This window comes from Streptomyces sp. NRRL B-1140, assembly GCF_001280065.1.
In the GTDB taxonomy this organism is placed as follows: domain Bacteria; phylum Actinomycetota; class Actinomycetes; order Streptomycetales; family Streptomycetaceae; genus Streptomyces.
The window spans coordinates 72,870-88,749 of record NZ_LGEA01000148.1 but is presented as its reverse complement, the minus strand read 5'-3'; the positions used below and the strand labels follow the sequence as shown (position 1 = coordinate 88,749).

General features: G+C 70.9%; 11 protein-coding genes. 4 read left to right on the top strand and 7 right to left on the bottom strand.

All coding sequences use genetic code 11. From position 1 onward, the window contains the following. Positions 1-90: 90 nt before the first annotated feature. Positions 91-924 (bottom strand): hypothetical protein, encoded by an 834-nt coding sequence (locus tag ADK65_RS33675; protein WP_053674928.1) that lies wholly within the window; start codon positions 922-924, stop codon positions 91-93. Positions 925-1,496: 572 nt separating this feature from the next. Here ADK65_RS33675 and ligD point away from each other — a divergent pair. Then, entirely contained in the window at positions 1,497-2,528 is a 1,032-nt protein-coding gene (ligD, locus tag ADK65_RS33670) for a non-homologous end-joining DNA ligase (protein ID WP_053674926.1), read from the top strand. Here ligD and ADK65_RS33665 read toward each other — a convergent pair. After that, positions 2,515-4,662 (bottom strand): OmpL47-type beta-barrel domain-containing protein, encoded by a 2,148-nt coding sequence (locus ADK65_RS33665; RefSeq protein WP_053675187.1) that lies wholly within the window; start codon positions 4,660-4,662, stop codon positions 2,515-2,517. The two genes, ligD and ADK65_RS33665, sit on opposite strands and share 14 nt — an antisense overlap. A 44-nt stretch (positions 4,663-4,706) precedes the next feature. Further along, complete coding sequence (locus ADK65_RS33660; RefSeq protein WP_053674924.1) at positions 4,707-7,187, bottom strand: ThuA domain-containing protein; 2,481 nt, start codon at positions 7,185-7,187, stop codon at positions 4,707-4,709. Between the two features lie 189 nt (positions 7,188-7,376). Between ADK65_RS33660 and ADK65_RS33655 the strand changes: the two genes are divergently transcribed. Further along, entirely contained in the window at positions 7,377-8,354 is a 978-nt protein-coding gene (locus tag ADK65_RS33655) for a multicopper oxidase domain-containing protein (protein WP_053674922.1), read from the top strand. A gap of 103 nt (positions 8,355-8,457) precedes the next feature. Beyond that, positions 8,458-9,495: a LacI family DNA-binding transcriptional regulator gene (locus tag ADK65_RS33650; protein WP_053674920.1), complete on the top strand. Its 1,038-nt coding sequence runs from the start codon at positions 8,458-8,460 to the stop codon at positions 9,493-9,495. Positions 9,496-9,743: 248 nt separating this feature from the next. Here ADK65_RS33650 and ADK65_RS33645 read toward each other — a convergent pair whose 3' ends face one another. After that, positions 9,744-10,529: a VOC family protein gene (locus ADK65_RS33645; RefSeq protein WP_053674917.1), complete on the bottom strand. Its 786-nt coding sequence runs from the start codon at positions 10,527-10,529 to the stop codon at positions 9,744-9,746. A gap of 209 nt (positions 10,530-10,738) precedes the next feature. On the opposite strand from ADK65_RS33645, the gene ADK65_RS33640 reads away from it, so the two are divergent. Beyond that, on the top strand, positions 10,739-10,987 hold the full coding sequence (locus ADK65_RS33640; RefSeq protein WP_053675185.1) for a WhiB family transcriptional regulator: 249 nt from the start codon (positions 10,739-10,741) through the stop codon (positions 10,985-10,987). A 111-nt stretch (positions 10,988-11,098) separates the two neighbouring features. Here the strand turns inward: ADK65_RS33640 and ADK65_RS33635 are convergent, their stop codons facing one another. The 3 genes from ADK65_RS33635 to ADK65_RS33625 all read right to left on the bottom strand — a co-directional run bounded on the left by ADK65_RS33635 (position 11,099) and on the right by ADK65_RS33625 (position 15,808). Next, positions 11,099-12,076 carry an acyl-ACP desaturase gene (locus tag ADK65_RS33635; RefSeq protein ID WP_053674915.1) on the bottom strand — a complete coding sequence of 326 codons (978 nt, stop codon included), beginning with the start codon at positions 12,074-12,076 and terminating at the stop codon, positions 11,099-11,101. A 190-nt stretch (positions 12,077-12,266) separates the two neighbouring features. Continuing rightward, a complete protein-coding gene (gene ddaH / locus ADK65_RS33630) occupies positions 12,267-13,043 on the bottom strand; it encodes a dimethylargininase (RefSeq protein WP_053674913.1) in 777 nt (258 codons plus the stop codon). Positions 13,044-13,390: 347 nt separating this feature from the next. Next, a complete protein-coding gene (locus ADK65_RS33625) occupies positions 13,391-15,808 on the bottom strand; it encodes an Orn/Lys/Arg decarboxylase N-terminal domain-containing protein (protein ID WP_053675183.1) in 2,418 nt (805 codons plus the stop codon). Positions 15,809-15,880: the final 72 nt, after the last annotated feature.

The window sequence follows — 15,880 nt, the reverse complement described above, 5'->3', positions numbered from 1 at the left end:
TTCGTGCGCCTCGGCCGTGTGTGTGGGGGCCGGACGTGCCGGAGCCCGCCGGGCGGGGGCCTGGCGGGCTCCGGTGGGGCGTGCGGCGTGTCAGGTGCCGGACGGGGCGAGGACGTCGGCGAGCAGCCGGTCCTCCACGCCGCCGCAGCCGTACTGGGTGTTCTGCACGATCCACGCGTCACTGGCCGCCTGCGTATTGCCGAGGCGGAGGGCGATGTCGCGTGCGATGGGCTCGCCCTCGCCGGCGGGGAGGCGGAGCCATTCGCCGCACGTCCGGACGGGGACGCCGTCGAGCGGGTCCTTCTTGGTGGTCGCGGTGGCAGTGGTCACCGGGCCGGGCGCTCCGTCGTCCGAGGCCTTGTCGTCCTGGGCGCGGTTGACCAGGAAGATGACGAACACGACGGCGGCGAGACCCGCGAGGGCGAGCAGGAGCACCTTTCCGCCGCCGCCGTTGTGCTCCTCCGTGATGTTCTGGTGACGGGTGCTGTAGTCCTGTCGGACGCGTGCCCTGCCCGAGGCGTTGACGCTGTGGCTGCCCTGGATGGTGCCGCCGCCGGTGGCGACCTGGGCGCGGTTGCCGGCGACAATGGAGTTCGAGACGTCGCCGGTCGTGGTGCTGTTGTCGACGGTGACGTCGGCGATCTGCTCCAGCTCGTCGATGACGGCCTGGAATGTGTCGGCGGCGTCGGGGTGAGTGGCGGCGTAGTCGCGGAGCAGGGCGACCAGGTCGTTCCGGGCCTGGCTCCTGTCGCCTCGCCGAACGGTCGCGGCGTGCTCGTCGAAAGCGCCGGCGAGGGCGTCGCGCTCGGGCTTGCTGGTGCCGAGCATCCGGGTGATGCGCGGGCGCACGTTCGCCCACGCGTCCGAGGTCATGGCCTGGATGATTCCGGCGGCCAGCGCCCCGGTGATGGCTTCGATCGGCATTGCGGCGTGTCCCTTCTCCCGCCGCTCGACACTGAGCGGCGTTACGCGTCCTGCCTTTCTCCTATCAGGCAGTCGCGTGAAATGAGAAACGTAATTCGATCTCGTGTGAGCGACGGCACATTCCGTGAAGTCCGGCGTTTTAGTAGGGCGTCATACTTGCTTGATCGAGGGACTCCAAAACGCGTTCTGGTTTTTTGTTGGGTCTCGCATTCTGGGTGCCGTATGACTTCAGGCCATCGATGCCGCGAGGTGCTGTCATGCCTGGTCGCGGCAGGATCTTGGCCAATTTTCGCCGTTAGGCGGCCCTTGGTTTAGACATGCACTGCTACCCATTCTGCTTTTAACATGTACATGCCGCCCGAGTATTGGCTCGCAGGGGATGCGACGGCAGGTGTGCGAGATTCGCCGCGGGCCGGGAATGTGCTTCCGGCACGTGCGGGTGGAGCGTTGCACGGCGGAGGAATGGGTGGCCGACCCGCTTCAAGAGGCGCCGGAAAATCCGGGGTGAAGTGGCGAAACGTTCATGCTCGGCCGATGTGCGAGGTCCGCGCCCTGCGCCTACCGTGGCGGGCATGGGTGACGCGGTGGAACTGGAGGTCGGCGGCCGGACCGTACGGCTGTCCAGCCCGGACAAGGTCTTCTTCCCGGAGCGCGGCTTCACCAAGCTGGACCTGGCCCGCTACTACATCGCCGTCGGCCCCGGCATCCTGCGCGCCCTGCGCGACCGGCCGACCACCCTGGAGCGCTACCCGGAGGGCGTGACCGGGGAGAACTTCTTCCAGAAGCGGGCGCCGAAGAACATGCCCGACTGGATTCCGACCGCGCACATCACCTTCCCCAGCGGCCGCAGCGCCGACGAGATGTGCCCCACCGAGGCCGGAGCGGTGGTGTGGGCCGCCCAGTTCGGCACCCTCACCTTCCACCCCTGGCCGGTGCGCCGCGACGACGTCGACCACCCGGACGAACTCCGCATCGACCTCGACCCGCAGCCCGGCACGGACTACGACGACGCCGCCCGCGCCGCCCACGAACTGCGCCAGGTGCTCGACGAGTTCGGCGGGCTGCGCGGCTTCCCCAAGACCTCGGGCGGCCGGGGCCTGCACGTGTTCGTGCCCATCGAACCGAGCTGGACCTTCACCCAGGTCCGGCGCGCCGCCATCGCCGTCGGCCGGGAGATGGAACGGCGGATGCCGGAACAGGTCACCATCAAGTGGTGGAAGGAGGAACGCGGCAAGCGCATCTTCATCGACTACAACCAGACGGCCCGCGACCGCACGATCGCCTCCGCCTATTCCGTACGCCCACGCCCGCACGCCCCCGTCTCCGCGCCCCTGCGCTGGGAGGAGGTAGGCATCGCGCACCCCCAGGACTTCGACCTCGCGACCATGCCCGCACGCTTCGCCGAACTCGGCGACGTGCACGCGGACATGGACGACAAGCGCTACTCCCTCGAAGCCCTGCTCGACCTCGCCCGCCGCGACGAACACGACCACGGACTGGGCGATCTGCCGTACCCGCCCGAGTATCCGAAGATGCCGGGGGAGCCCAGGCGGGTACAGCCGAGCAGGGCCCGCAAGGAGAAGGAGCCCCCTACAGCTCTTTGATCCGGATGTCCCGGTACGAGACGACATCCGTCGTGCCGTGCACCTGGAGCCCGATGTAGCCGGAGGCGAACCGTCGCCCGTCCGTGCCCGGGTCGTCCGAGCGGGGCGGACTGAACTCCTGGCCGCCGGTGTTGTCGAACTCGTTGATCAGCACACCGTTGCGCAGCACCGAGAAGTGCTGGCCCTCCACCCGGATCTCGTAGTCGTTCCAGGTGCCCTTCTGCGTCACGCCGGCACCGGCGAGGCCGACGCGGTCGAAACCGTAGACCGAGCCGGTCTTGTACAGGTCGCCGTCGGGCCGGTCGAGCACCTGCACCTCGTGCCCGTACTTGACGGCGACCCACTCCGGGCGCGACTCCTCCGGGTGGTCGTGGACCCACGGGAAGCGCACGAAGACACCGGAGTTGGCGTTGCCGGTGCCCGGGGCGTCGTCCCGCCACTGGAGCTTCAGCGAGAAGTCGCCGTACTTGCGCTGCGGGAACCACAGCATGCCCATGCCGGGCGTGGTGGTGCCGGAGGTGATCGTCCCGTCCGGGTTCAGCCCGAAGGAACCGCCGCCCACCTGCTGCCACTTGGCGAGGGACTCCGCGGTGCCGTCGAAGAGCGAGCGGTAGCCCTCGGTCTGCCCCGGCCTGCCGATGCCCGACTGCCGGGCGGCCTTGCGGATCGCCGTGGACTCCCGCTCGTCGACCACCCCTTCCTTCAGCAGCGCGTCCAGGACGGAGTTCACGTGCTTGAGGAACAGCGCCTGGGACGTCCACTCCTTCTCGTCCTCGATCAGCTCGCCGATCCGGCAGCGGTTGTCCGTGACCCGGTTGCGCACGCCCGAGTCGACCGTGCCGACGATCACCGTCAGCCGCTCGTCGTACTCGGGGCAGTCCGGTGCCGGGACCTGTCCGGAGACGACCGTGAAGGTCACCGTGCGGGCCGCCGCGGTGTTGCCGGCCTTGTCCGTCGCCCGGTAGGCCAGGGTGTGCGCACCCGCCCGGTCGACCACGACCGGCGCCGAGTACGCCAGGTAGGGTCCGCCGTCGAGCGAGTACTCGATCCTGTCGACGCCCGAGCCGTGCGCGTCGGTGGCCGTGACGGTCGCCCGGGCGCTGTTGACGTACGCGCCGCTCGCGTTCTTCGTGCCCTCCACGATCACGCCGGTCACCGGCGGGGTGGTGTCCGCGGGTGGCGCCGCGACGACCGTGAACCGCACGCTCTTCTCCGCCGCCACGTTGCCCGCCTTGTCGGTGGCCCGGTAGCGGACGGTGTGCTCACCCACCTGGTGGACCATCACGGGCCCGGCGTACGGCTGCCAGGCGCCGGAGCCGATCGCGTACTCGATCGTGTTGACCCCGGTCCCCGTGTCGGAGGCAGAGACGGTGACCGTCGCCATGTCGATGTACGCCCCGCCGGCGTCGCGCTCCCCGCTCACCGTCGCCGAGGTCTCCGGCGCGGTGGTGTCGTCCGACTGGGGAGCGACGACGGTGAACGCGGCGCTCTTCTCGGCGGAGACGTTCCCCGCTTTGTCGAACGCCCGGTAGCGGACCGTGTGGCTGCCGACCTGGTCGACGACGACCGGCGTGGTGTACGGCTGCCAGGCACCCGCGTCACCGATCGCGTACTCGATCCGCTCGACGCCGGAGCCGCCCTCGTCGGTGGCGTGCAGCGCCACGCTCGCCGAGCCGACGTACTCGCCCTGCGCGTTCTGCGTGCCGCTCACGTGCGCCGACGTCTCGGGCGCGGTGGTGTCCCCGCCCGTCGCCTCGGTCACCGTCAGGATGCCCTGCATCTGGCCGTGGCCGGGGATCGTGCAGTGGTAGAAGTACCGGCCGGGCGTGAGCGTCACCTGGGCGGTGTGCCTGCCGCCCCGGGCGTCGTTGGGGTTGGCCAGGATGTTGAGCTGCACGTCGCTGTTGAACTCGGGGTCGCTGGTCACGAACGTCAGCGTGTGCGGCATGCCCGTGGTGTTGCCGGTGGCCGCGCTGTTCTCGAAGACGATCGTGGCGGCACCGGCGACCGCGGTCCTCGGTGCCGAGAGGTACCTGTCGATGTCGTTGCCGGCCGTCCAGGTCAGCACCTGGTCGGCGGCCGCCTTCGTCTCCGGCTGCCCGGCGGCGGGCAGCGCCTGCACGCCGAGCATCATCAGCAGGGCGGCCAGCAGGGCGGCCCAGACTCTTCGTTGCCGGATCACTCGGTCCCCCTCGCCAACTGGCTGACGGCCGGCGTAGGCCCGCCGCCCTTGTAGGTGACCCGCCACAGCGCCGACTTGGAGTCGGAGGTGAAGAAGCCGCGCCCGTAGTCGAGGACGTACAGCGCGCCGTCCGGGCCGAACTTCCAGTCCATCAGGTTCCTGATGCCGTCGTTGCCGACCGGCACGATCTTCTTCAGCGACTCCGCGTGCACCGGCAGACCACCGTCTCCCTGCGTCTTCGGGTCCATGAGCACCGCGTTGCGCGGCTGGTCGGCGTCGTAGAAGTCACCGACGAACCACTTGCCGTCCCAGTACGCCGGCCACTTCACGGCACTGTCGGCCGCGATCGTGCCGTACCGGTAGACCGGCCCGTTCATCGCGGCCTGCCCGCCGCCCTTCAGCCAGGGCAGCCGGTAGGTGGCCTCCGCAGGCTTGTACGACGGCACGCCGTTCGCGTCCCGCGGGTAGTCCGGGCCGCCGCCCGAGGGCGAGTACCAGATGTTGTTGCCGGTCACCGGCGGCAGATTGACCAGCCCGTCGTTGTTCGGCGACTCGTTCTTCGGGTGGTCGCAGTCGTACCAGCCCAGCGGCTTGGACGGGTCCGGCAGATTGCGGTCCCGGTAGGGCTGTTTGTTGCCCATGCAGTACGGCCAGCCGCGGTTGCCGGCCTCGGTGATGGCGGCGAAGGTGTCGTACTTCGCCGGACCCCAGGTCGTCGAGGGCGCGCTCGCGTCCGGTCCGACCCAGCCCGCGTAGAGCACGTCGGTGGACGGGTCGACGGAGATGCGCGCCGGGTTGCGGACGCCCATCACGTAGATCTCGCCGCGCGTCTTGCCGCCGCCCTCGTCGGGCTCCCTGCCGGTGAAGAGGTTGCCCTGGGGGAGGGTGTACGTCCCGTCCGGCTCCGGATGGATGCGCAGGATCTTGCCGTTGAGGTTGTTGGTGTTGCCCGCGGTGCGGCGCGCGTCCGCGAAGGAGACGCCCTTGTAGTTCGGCTCCGGGTTGTTGCCCGAGTAACCGGAGCTGAAGCCGCTGGAGTTGTTGTCACCGGTGGCGATGTACAGGTTGCCCTTGGAGTCCCACGCCATTCCGCCGCCCGCGTGGCAGCAACTGTGGATTTGCACCGGCCACTTCAGCAGCACCTTCTCGCCGGCCAGGTCCAGCTTGTTCGTGGTCCGGTCGAGCGTGAACCGGGAGACCCGCCGCTCCGCCATCCGTGTCTCGCGGTTGATCCGCTCGTGCGGCGTGTAGTGCAGATACACCCAGCCGTTCTGCGCGAACCGCGGGTCCAGCTCGATGCCCAGCAGCCCCTCCTCGACCTTGACCAGTTCGTCACCGCCGCCCTTGTTGCCGAAGACGGTGAGCGCCCCGGCCAGGGTGACCTGCTTGGTCTTCGGGTCGTAGACGTGGATCTCGCCCCTGCCCTTGCCGATGTCGGGGTTGTTCCAGTCGGTGACCACCGGCTGCGAGGAGTCCGCACCGCCCCGGCCGATGTAGAACACCCTGCCGTCGGGCGCGGTGACCATCCCGTGCGGCTCGCCGATCTGGTCGTTCTGCCCGGGCTGGTTGGGCCTGGTCAGCCGCTCCGCCGCGTAGTTGGCGTTGATGGTCGCCTTGCAGTCGGCCTGCTCCAGCCGGGTCGTCCACATCAGCGCGCCGCGCAGATGGTCGCGGAAGTCGGTCTCGTCGTACGACGACACCGTCCCGCCCATGCCCGTGTAGAAGGAACGGCCGCCGTCGTAGTCACGGCACCAGCTCACCGGATGGTCCCAGCCGTTGGAGCCCGTGCCCGGCCGGTACGTCGACTCGCGGACCCGGGCCACCGTGTGCACGTCGCCGGAGGGGTTCTTCACCCAGTTCAGCCACCGGTCCGGGCGTTTCCACTGCACCGGCAGGCCCTTGGTGGCGGGGTGCCCGCGGTCGCCGACCTCCACCGTCGCCCGCTGGACGGCCGTGGGGCTCGACGCGGCCGGACGGGCGCCCAACAGCCCGGTGAACCAGTCCGAGTACGGCTCCGCGCGCGCCGCGTCATGGATGCCGACGAACCCGCCGCCGGCCTCCATGTAGGCCTCCAGGCCCGCCTCCTGCTCCGCGTCGAGGACATCGCCCCCGCCGGTCAGGAACACGACCGCGTTGAAGCGGCCGAGCCGCGTCTCGTCGGTGAAGACCGAGGCGTCGTCGGTGGCCCGCACCGTGAAGCGGCGGTTCGCCGGGCCCGACAGGCCGATGTCCTCGATGGCCTCGATCCCGGCGTTCACCACCGGCGACTCCTCCCCGGCCGCCGCGGAACCGTGGAAGATCAGCACCCGTACGTTCGCGCCGCCCGGCGGCGACTTGATCGACATCGTTGTCAGCGGGGGTTCCGGAAAGGGGCGCGCGTTCGCGGCGGGGCCCGACAGCAACCCGGCGGTCACGGCCCCGGCGGCGACGGACGCCGCCCAGACGCGTCTTGACTTGCTCAACCCTCGTAAGTGCATGGGCACCTCCTCGGTCACAGCAACACCGCCAAGGAAGCTAAACCCCTTTGCATGTCCCGCCAATACCTATGACCGGTATGGCGCCAACTTTGTCTTGAGTGTGGATAAACGGGTGTGCGGCCGGTACCGTCTCACAGGTTCATCACAGGTACGCCTCCGTAAATGCCTTACCAGGGTGGGGAGTTCCGCATGGACAGACGCAGCTTCAACCGGCGGGTCCTGCTGGGCGGCGCGGCCGTCGCGACGTCGCTGTCCGTGGCGCCGGAGGCCGTGAGCGCCGCTGGGCCCGCGAGGACCGCTCCCGCCGGGGGCGAGGTGAAGCGCATCAAGCTCTACGCCGAGAAGCTCCCCGACGGGCAGATGGGCTATGGCCTGGAGAAGGGCAGGGCGAGCGTTCCCGGGCCGCTGATCGAACTCAACGAAGGGGACACGCTGCACGTCGAGTTCGAGAACACCATGGACGTGGACGTCAGCCTGCACGTCCACGGCCTCGACTACGAGATCACCAGCGACGGCACGAAACTGAACCGCAGTCACGTCGAGCCGGGCGGCACCCGCACCTACACCTGGCGCACCCATGCCCCCGGACGTCGCAAGGACGGCACCTGGCGCTCGGGAAGCGCGGGTTACTGGCACTACCACGACCACGTCGTGGGAACGGAACACGGCACCGTGGGGCTGCAGAAGGGCCTCTTCGGCGCGGTCGTCGTCCGCCGCGAGGGCGACGACCTGCCCGACCGCACCCACACCGTCGTCTTCAACGACATGCGCATCAACAACCGGCCGCCGCACTCGGGGCCGGACTTCGAGGCCACGGTAGGGGATCGCGTCGAGTTCGTCGTGATCACGCACGGCGAGTTCTACCACACGTTCCATTTGCACGGACATCGCTGGGCGGACAACCGCACGGGCATGCTGACCGGCCCCGAGGACCCCAGCCAGGTCATCGACAACAAGATCACGGGCCCGGCGGACTCCTTCGGTTTCCAGGTGATCGCGGGGGAGGGGGTCGGCGCCGGCGCCTGGATGTACCACTGCCATGTCCAGAGTCACTCCGACATGGGGATGGTCGGACTGTTCCTGGTGAAGAAGCCGGACGGGACCATTCCGGGGCACGAGCCGCACGAGCACGGCCAGGAGCCGCCCGGCGGCGGCCACGAGCACTGACGGGCGCTCCCTCTCCGAAGGCGCGAAGGCACACACGAGAGCGCTCTCACCGCGCTGCGTCCCCGGGCTATCCTGGTCCGCAGCCGCAGGTGAGGAGCCCTGAGTGACCGACACAGCGCCGCGTCCCACGCTGGAGGCCGTGGCCGCCCGGGCGGGTGTCTCGCGGGCCACGGTCTCCCGCGTGGTCAACGGCGGGGACGGGGTGCGGGACGTCCTCGTGGAGAAGGTCCGCAAGGCCGTGGAGGAACTCGGGTACGTGCCCAACCAGGCCGCCCGCTCCCTGGTGACCCGGCGTCACGACGCGGTGGCGGTCGTCGTCGCCGAACCGGAGACCCGGGTCTTCGCCGACCCGTTCTTCGCGCTCCAGCTGCGCGGCATCAGCAAAGAACTCACCGCCCACGACAACCAGCTCGTGCTGCTGCTCACCGAGGGCAGGGACGACCACGCCCGGGTCGGCCGCTACCTCGCCGGCGGACACGTCGACGGCGCCCTCGTCTTCTCGCTGCACCTGGACGACCCGCTGCCGGAGCTGATCCAGCGGGCCGGTGTGCCCACCGTCTTCGGCGGACGGCCCGGCTGGAGCGGCGACCGGCGCGACGTGGTCTACGTCGACAGCGACAACCGCGGCGGTGCCCGCGACGCCGTACGGCACCTGGCAGGACTCGGCCGCACCCGGATCGCGCACATCACCGGCCCCCTCGACCAGACCTCCGCCGCGGACCGCCTCGACGGCTACCGGGACGTCATGGTGGACGCCGACCCGCGGCTGATCGCAGAGGGCGACTTCACCCCGGCCGGCGGCGAGCGGGCGATGGGCGAGCTGCTGGAGCGCTGCCCGGACCTGGACGCGGTGTTCGCCGGCAACGACCTCATGGCCTCCGGCGCGCTGCGCGTCCTGCGCGCGTCCGGCCGCCGCGTCCCCGACGACGTGGCCGTCATCGGCTTCGACGACATGCGGCCCGTCGCGGACCAGACCGACCCGCCGCTCACGACGGTCCGTCAGGACATCGAGGAGATGGGCCGCCTGATGGCCCGCCTGCTGCTGCGCGGCCTCGACCGGGACGCCCCGCGGGAGGGCGTCGGGGCACCCCCGTCGAGCGTGGTGCTGCCGACGACGCTGGTGCGGCGCGGGTCTGCCTGAGGGGCGTTCGCTCCGCCGTGCCGTGGCGTCCTCGCCGGGCAGGCTGGACCCCCGGATGCGCCCCAGGAAGCGCGCTCCGAGGGGGCGCGGGGAACCGCGCGACGAGCAACCCCGCCGCGGCACCCGCACGACGACCAGCACATCCGAGGTCCCGGGCGCCCCCCACCGCCCCGGCAAGGCCCGCAGGATCCGCTCCCCGGCCGGCCTCGGAGCCGCCGGGACGGTCCGGACGGCATGCCGCGGTCGGCTCAGCCCTGCCGTGGCTCGCTGCGGATCACCGCGAAACGGGCGCCGTAGGGGTCCGCCAGTTTGGCGAGGCGGCCGACGGACGGCAGGTCGGTGGCCGGGAGGCGGACCGTGCCGCCCAGCTCCTCGGCTCTGGCGACGAGGGCGTCCGTGTCGGCGACCTCGAAGTAGGGCAGCCAGTACGCCTCGTTCTCCGCCGGGTCGTCGGCCAGGGGCACGACACCGCCGAACATGGCGTCCTCGTGCTGTCCGGCGGGGTGGAACGTGGTGTACGTGCCGCCGGCGAAGTCGGCACCGAAGGTCTCCAGACCCAGCACGGAGTGGTAGAAGGCCGCCGCGGCCGGGACGTCCGCCGTGTACAACTCGACCCAGCACAGCGAGCCATGCTCCTGGACGACCTCCAGGCCCTTGTTGCGCCCGGGCTGCCACAGCCCGAAGGGCACCCCGGCCGGGTCGCCGAGGATCGCCATCCGGCCCAGGTCCTGGACGTCCATCGGCTGCACCCTCACCGCACCGTGCGCCTGCTCGGCCGCCCGCGCCGTGGCGTCCGCGTCCGGCGCCTGGAAGTACACCGTCCAGGACGGCGGGCCCTGCTCCGGCGCGGTCTGCATGCCCCCGGCGGCCGTCCTGCCGCCGAGCTGGAACAGGCCGTACCCTCCGACCTCCGGGCCGCCCGGCTGGAACCGCCAGCCGAACAGTCCGCCGTAGAAGGCGGCGGCGCCGTCGATGTCGGGGGAGCCGAGATCGATCCAGTTCGGAGCGCCGGTGACAAAACGGGTGGTGAGCATCGTCGCCCTCCTCACGCAGGGGCCCGTTCTCCGCACTGCCGAGTCTCGCACCGTCCGGTGACGACCGCCGCCGGAGCGCGGCTCCCGGGGTCGGCGCGCCGCCGTGCGTCTTTCTGCCCGGCGGGTGATCATCGAGCGGCCGGGTGCCTGAACGCGGTGTTGATCGCGCGTTGATCGAACGTTTTTCGCTGCCCGCGACGCTCGCGGTCATGCACATCGACACCATCACCCCGCCCGAACTCACATGGCAGCACGAGGCGTTGTGCGCGCAGACGGGGGCGGACTTCTTCTTCCCCGAGCCGGGCAGTTCGGTGCGCGAGGCGAAACGGATCTGCGGTATGTGCCCGATCCGGGCGGCCTGCCTGGCGTACGCGCTGGAGCACGACGAGCGCTTCGGCGTCTGGGGCGGTCTCTCGGAGAAGGAACGGCTGGAGCTGCGGCGGATGCCGCGGCACTAGCCACCGGGGAGGCGGAGACCGCCCGGTTCCGTGCCGCCCGCGGCCGGCAGCGCACGAGGCCCCGGACGCTCGTGGCGTCCGGGGCCTCGTGGCCGTGCGTGCGGGGCGGCGTCAGGCGCCGGCCCGGGCGGCCATGCGCGCCTTGCGGGCGGCCAGCTTCTCGTCGAACTTCGACGCCTCGGAGTCCAGCCCGCCCATGAACAGGCCGAGCTCCTCCTGCGCCTTGCGGCCCTCGGGGCCGAGGCCGTCGACCTCCATGATCTTCAGGAAGCGCAGCACCGGCTGGAGCACGTCGTCGTGGTGGATGCGCATGTTGTAGATCTCGCCGATCGCCATCTGCGCGGCGGCGCGCTCGAAGCCGGGCATGCCGTGGCCGGGCATCCGGAAGTTCACGATGACGTCGCGCACGGCCATCATCGTCAGGTCGGGCGCCAGCTCGAAGGCCGCCTTCAGCAGGTTCCGGTAGAAGACCATGTGCAGGTTCTCGTCGGTGGCGATGCGCGCCAGCATGCGGTCGCAGACCGGGTCCCCGGACTGGTGGCCGGTGTTGCGGTGCGAGACGCGGGTGGCGAGCTCCTGGAAGGCGACGTAGGCGACCGAGTGCAGCATCGAGTGCCGGTTGTCCGACTCGAAGCCCTCACTCATGTGGGACATCCGGAACTCCTCCAGCTTGTCCGGGTCCACCGCGCGCGAGGTGAGCAGGTAGTCGCGCATCACGATGCCGTGCCGGCCCTCCTCCGCGGTCCAGCGGTGCACCCAGGTGCCCCAGGCGCCGTCGCGGCCGAACAGGGAGGCGATCTCGTGGTGGTAGCTGGGGAGGTTGTCCTCGGTGAGAAGGTTGACGACGAGCGCGATGCGCCCGATCTCGGTGACCTTGGACTGCTCCTTCTCCCACGCCTCGCCGTCCTCGAAGACACCGGGGAAGTTGCGACCGTCGGTCCACGGCACGTACTCGTGCGGCATCCAGTCCTTGGCGACCTTCAGATGCCGGTTGAGTTCCTTCTCGACCACTTCCTCCAGGGCGTACAGCAGCTGAGCGTCGGTCCAGGCGCCGGCCGGGCTGCCGAGGTGGGGAGTGGTGATCGTCATGGACTCTCCAGGGGGACAAGCGTACGAGCGGTGAGCAGTAAACCTACGGCATCGTAGGCTACGTCTCCGTAGGTTACGAAGCCGTAGGTTAAGGGTGCTGTAAAGGCCGCTGATCAGCAGGGTCGCCCGATGGCGCGTCAGTTCCCCGGACTCGCAGGCCGAGGGGCCGGACGGGGGACACGCGGTCCGCTCAGACGTACAGCTCCCGCAGCCGCACCGAGAGGCACGTCACACATCCCTCGAGCTTCTCGAACTCGCTGATGTCCACGACGACCGGTTCGTACCCGAGGTCGGCGAACAGCTCGGCGGTCTTCGGCGCGCTCGCCGCCATCAGCAGCTTGTCGCCGCCGAGCAGGACCACGTGCGACCCCGCCTCCTCCGGGACCGGCAGGAAGCGCGCGAACAGCGACGGCGTGTCCATCTTCGGGATGTGCCCGATGACCGTGCCGTCGGGCAGCGCCGTGACCGCCGACTTCAGGTGCAGCACCTTGCTCACCGGCGCGGAGACGACCCGGGCGCCGAGCGGCTCGAACGCGGCGCGCAGCTGCCGGACGCCGGCGGCGTTGGTACGGCCGCCCCGGCCCACATAGACCGTGTCGCCGATCTTCAGGACGTCTCCGCCCTCCAGGGTGCCCGGCTCCCAGATCCAGTTCACCGAGCAGCCCAGACCGGCCACGGCCTCCTCCACCCCGGCGGTCTCCTCCCGCCGGGATTCGGCACCCGGACGGGCGATCAGGGCGACGTTCCTGTACATCACGACCGTGTCCTCGACGAACACCGAGTCGGGGCAGTCGTCGGCCGGGTCCACCTCGATGGTCTCCCAGCCGTGCGTGCGCAGGGCCTCCACGTACGCCTCCCATTGCTCGACGGCCAGGCCGGTGTCGACCTTCTCCCGCTCGATGTGGGTCACCAGCCCTTCGGCGAGACGCGGGCTGGGGCGGCGGACGAGGGCCTTCTTGCTGGGCACGAGCGTGACTCCGTATCGGATGGGACGGTCGGGACCGCACCGACGGAGCCTCCGGGGATCGACCGGAACCCATCGGGCGTCGGCCGACCATCATGCAGGGCGAACGAGGGGGAGGACAGCCCCGGGGAGGGGCGGAGCAGGTGGAGGGGCCGAGCCACCGCCCGCCGGGTACCCGGCGAGCGCCCCCTCCAACACAGCCCATCGATCCGGCCCTCCGGCCGTCGCCCGTCCGGCCTCGGCGCCGGCCGCCGGGCGTCCTGCCCGCGTTCCGGGGTCAGCGCACCGAGGGGGTGGCCCGCAGCGTTCGCCTGCCCGGCGTCCCCGTTCGCGTGCCGCGGCTCAGCCCCTCACACTCCGGCCTCATCCGTCCCTCGCCGCTGCGCCGGCGTCACCGCGCCGGCGGTGGTCTGTGGCTGCTCGTCCGGACGGAGGCATGCGATCAGGTAGTCGCCGGTGTCGGGCTCGCGGGTCACCCCGTGGGTCTCGCTGCCGAAGCCGGGGAAGTGGCGGTCGAAGGACTCCAGCGCGCCGAGGTAGCGCAGGAGGGGGCCGTCCGCCTCACCCGTGCTCTCGCCCGGCATGAGGACCGGGATGCCCGGCGGCGTCACCGTGACCATCGCCGCGGCGACCCGCCCCGGCGCGTCCGCCAGACGGACTCGCTCCGTGCCGCCGCGGATCAGCCGCTGGTAGCACAACTGCGGCGGGGCGACCGGCTCGGGCAGGTGCTGGAAGGCGGTGTCGAGCAGTTCGACCAGGCGGGCCGCGCGCAGGTGGTCGTGCATCTCCTGGCACAGGTCGCGCAGGGTCAGCCCGATGTAGCGCCGCGGGTGCTCCGCCACCAGAGCGGGAAGCACCCGGTCCAGCGGGGCGTCACCGTCGTAGAGGTCCTTGAAGTCCATGAGGGCGTCCAGCAGGGTGCCCCACTTGCCCTTGGTGATGCCCATGGAGAACAGCACCAGCGTGGTGTAGCTGTCGGTCTTCTCGACGACGATGCCGCGCGTCGTCAGATAGGCGGTGAGCACCCGGGCCGGGATACCCTGGTCCGGCATCCGGCCGGTCGCGTCGAGCCCTGGGCAGGTCAGGGTGACCTTGATCGGGTCGAGCATGCAGTAGCCGTCGGTCAGCCCGGGGAAGCCGTGCCAGTCCGCGCCGGGCGCGAGGTGCCAGCAGGTCGGCTCGGTGCGCAGCAGGTCGGCCGGTGCCTCGTCGAAGGGCAGGCGTTTCCCGCTCGCGGGGTCCGTCACCTCGTCGGGCTGCCACACGCCGAAGAACCACGGCGGCCGGTCACCCGCCGCCTCGATCCGCCGCCCGATCCGCACCATCTCCTGACGGAACCGGATCGCCTCGGTCACCGCCTCGTCGACCAGCCACTGCCCCTGCGGGCCGTCCATCATGGCCGTCGCCACGTCCAGCGAGGCGATCATCGGGTACGACGGCGACGTGGTCCCGTGCATCATCAGTGCCTCGTTGAACCGGTCGTGCTCCACCGGTGCCCGGGGCGCGGGCCTGACGTGCACCATGGCCGCCTGCGAGAGGGCCGCGAGCAGTTTGTGGGTGGACTGGGTCGCGAAGACCGTCGGCCGGTCGGGACCGGGAAGGGCGTCCTCGTCCACCGACATGCCGTAGCGCCCGGCGTAGAGCGGATGGAAGCGGGCGTAGGCGAACCACGCCTCGTCGAAGTGCAGCCGGGGCGTGGCCGCGGCGAAGGCCCGGGCCGCCGCCACCGCGTCGTAGCACAGCCCGTCGTACGTGGAGTTGGTGAACACCGCGTACTGGGCACGCGAGGAGACGGCGTCCGGCGTCAGCGGATGCGCGGCGATCCGCGCGGCCACCGAGTCCGCCGCGATCTCGGCGGGTGGCAGGGGCCCGGCGAGGCCGTAACCGTTGCGGGTGGGGACCAGGTACACCGGGCGCGCGCCGGAGACGACCAGGCCGTGCAGGACGGACTTGTGGCAGTTGCGGTCGACCAGGGCGATCTCGTCGCGGGTCACGCTGAAGTGTCCGACCAGGCGGTTGCAGGTGGAGTCGCCGTGCAGGACGAAGTAGGTGTGCGCGGAGCCGAAGACCCGCGCGGCGTTGCGCTCCGCCTCGCCGATCGGCCCGGTGTGCTCGAACAGCGAGCCGAGCTCCTCCACCGAGATCGACAGGTCGCTGCGCAGCAGCCGCTCCCCGAAGTACGCGTGGAAGGCCCGGCCCACGGGCGACTTGAGGAAGGCGACACCCCCGGAATGCGCGGGCGTGTGCCACGAGTACTCATGCGCGTCGTCGAAGCGCCGCAAGGCCTTGAAGAACGGCGGGAGCAGCGCGTCCTGGTAGGCGCGCGCGGCGGTGGTGATCCGCCCGGCGATGAACGCCGGCGTGTCCTCCAGCGGCCACACGTAACCCACCACCGACTGGGACACCCACAGCGGCAGCTCGCACAGCCCCTCGTCCGCCATGACCAAGAACACCGGAAGGTTCTGGAACCGGCGCCCGATCCGGCGCAGCACCGTCGCACCACCCGGTCCGCCCCCGGTTTCCGCTCCACCCCCGCCCCCGGCCCCGGATCCGTCCCCCGCCCCGGACGGCAGGTCCCACGCGACCACCGCGGCGGCAAGCCCGGCCTCGGTCCGCAGGACAGCATCGGCGTCGGCGACGCTCACCACCCACCGGACCTCTGAGCCGCGCGCCCGGATTCCCTCGGCGATGCACTTCAACTGCTCGGCGCCGACGCCCCCGTCGTCCGGGTGCTCCGCCACCGCCACCAGTACCGTGCTGTCGGCCATGCCGTTCCCCATCCCCGGTGGCCCGCGCCACCCCCTTCCAGTGTTCGCGGGCCCCGCACCCTGATCGGCCGG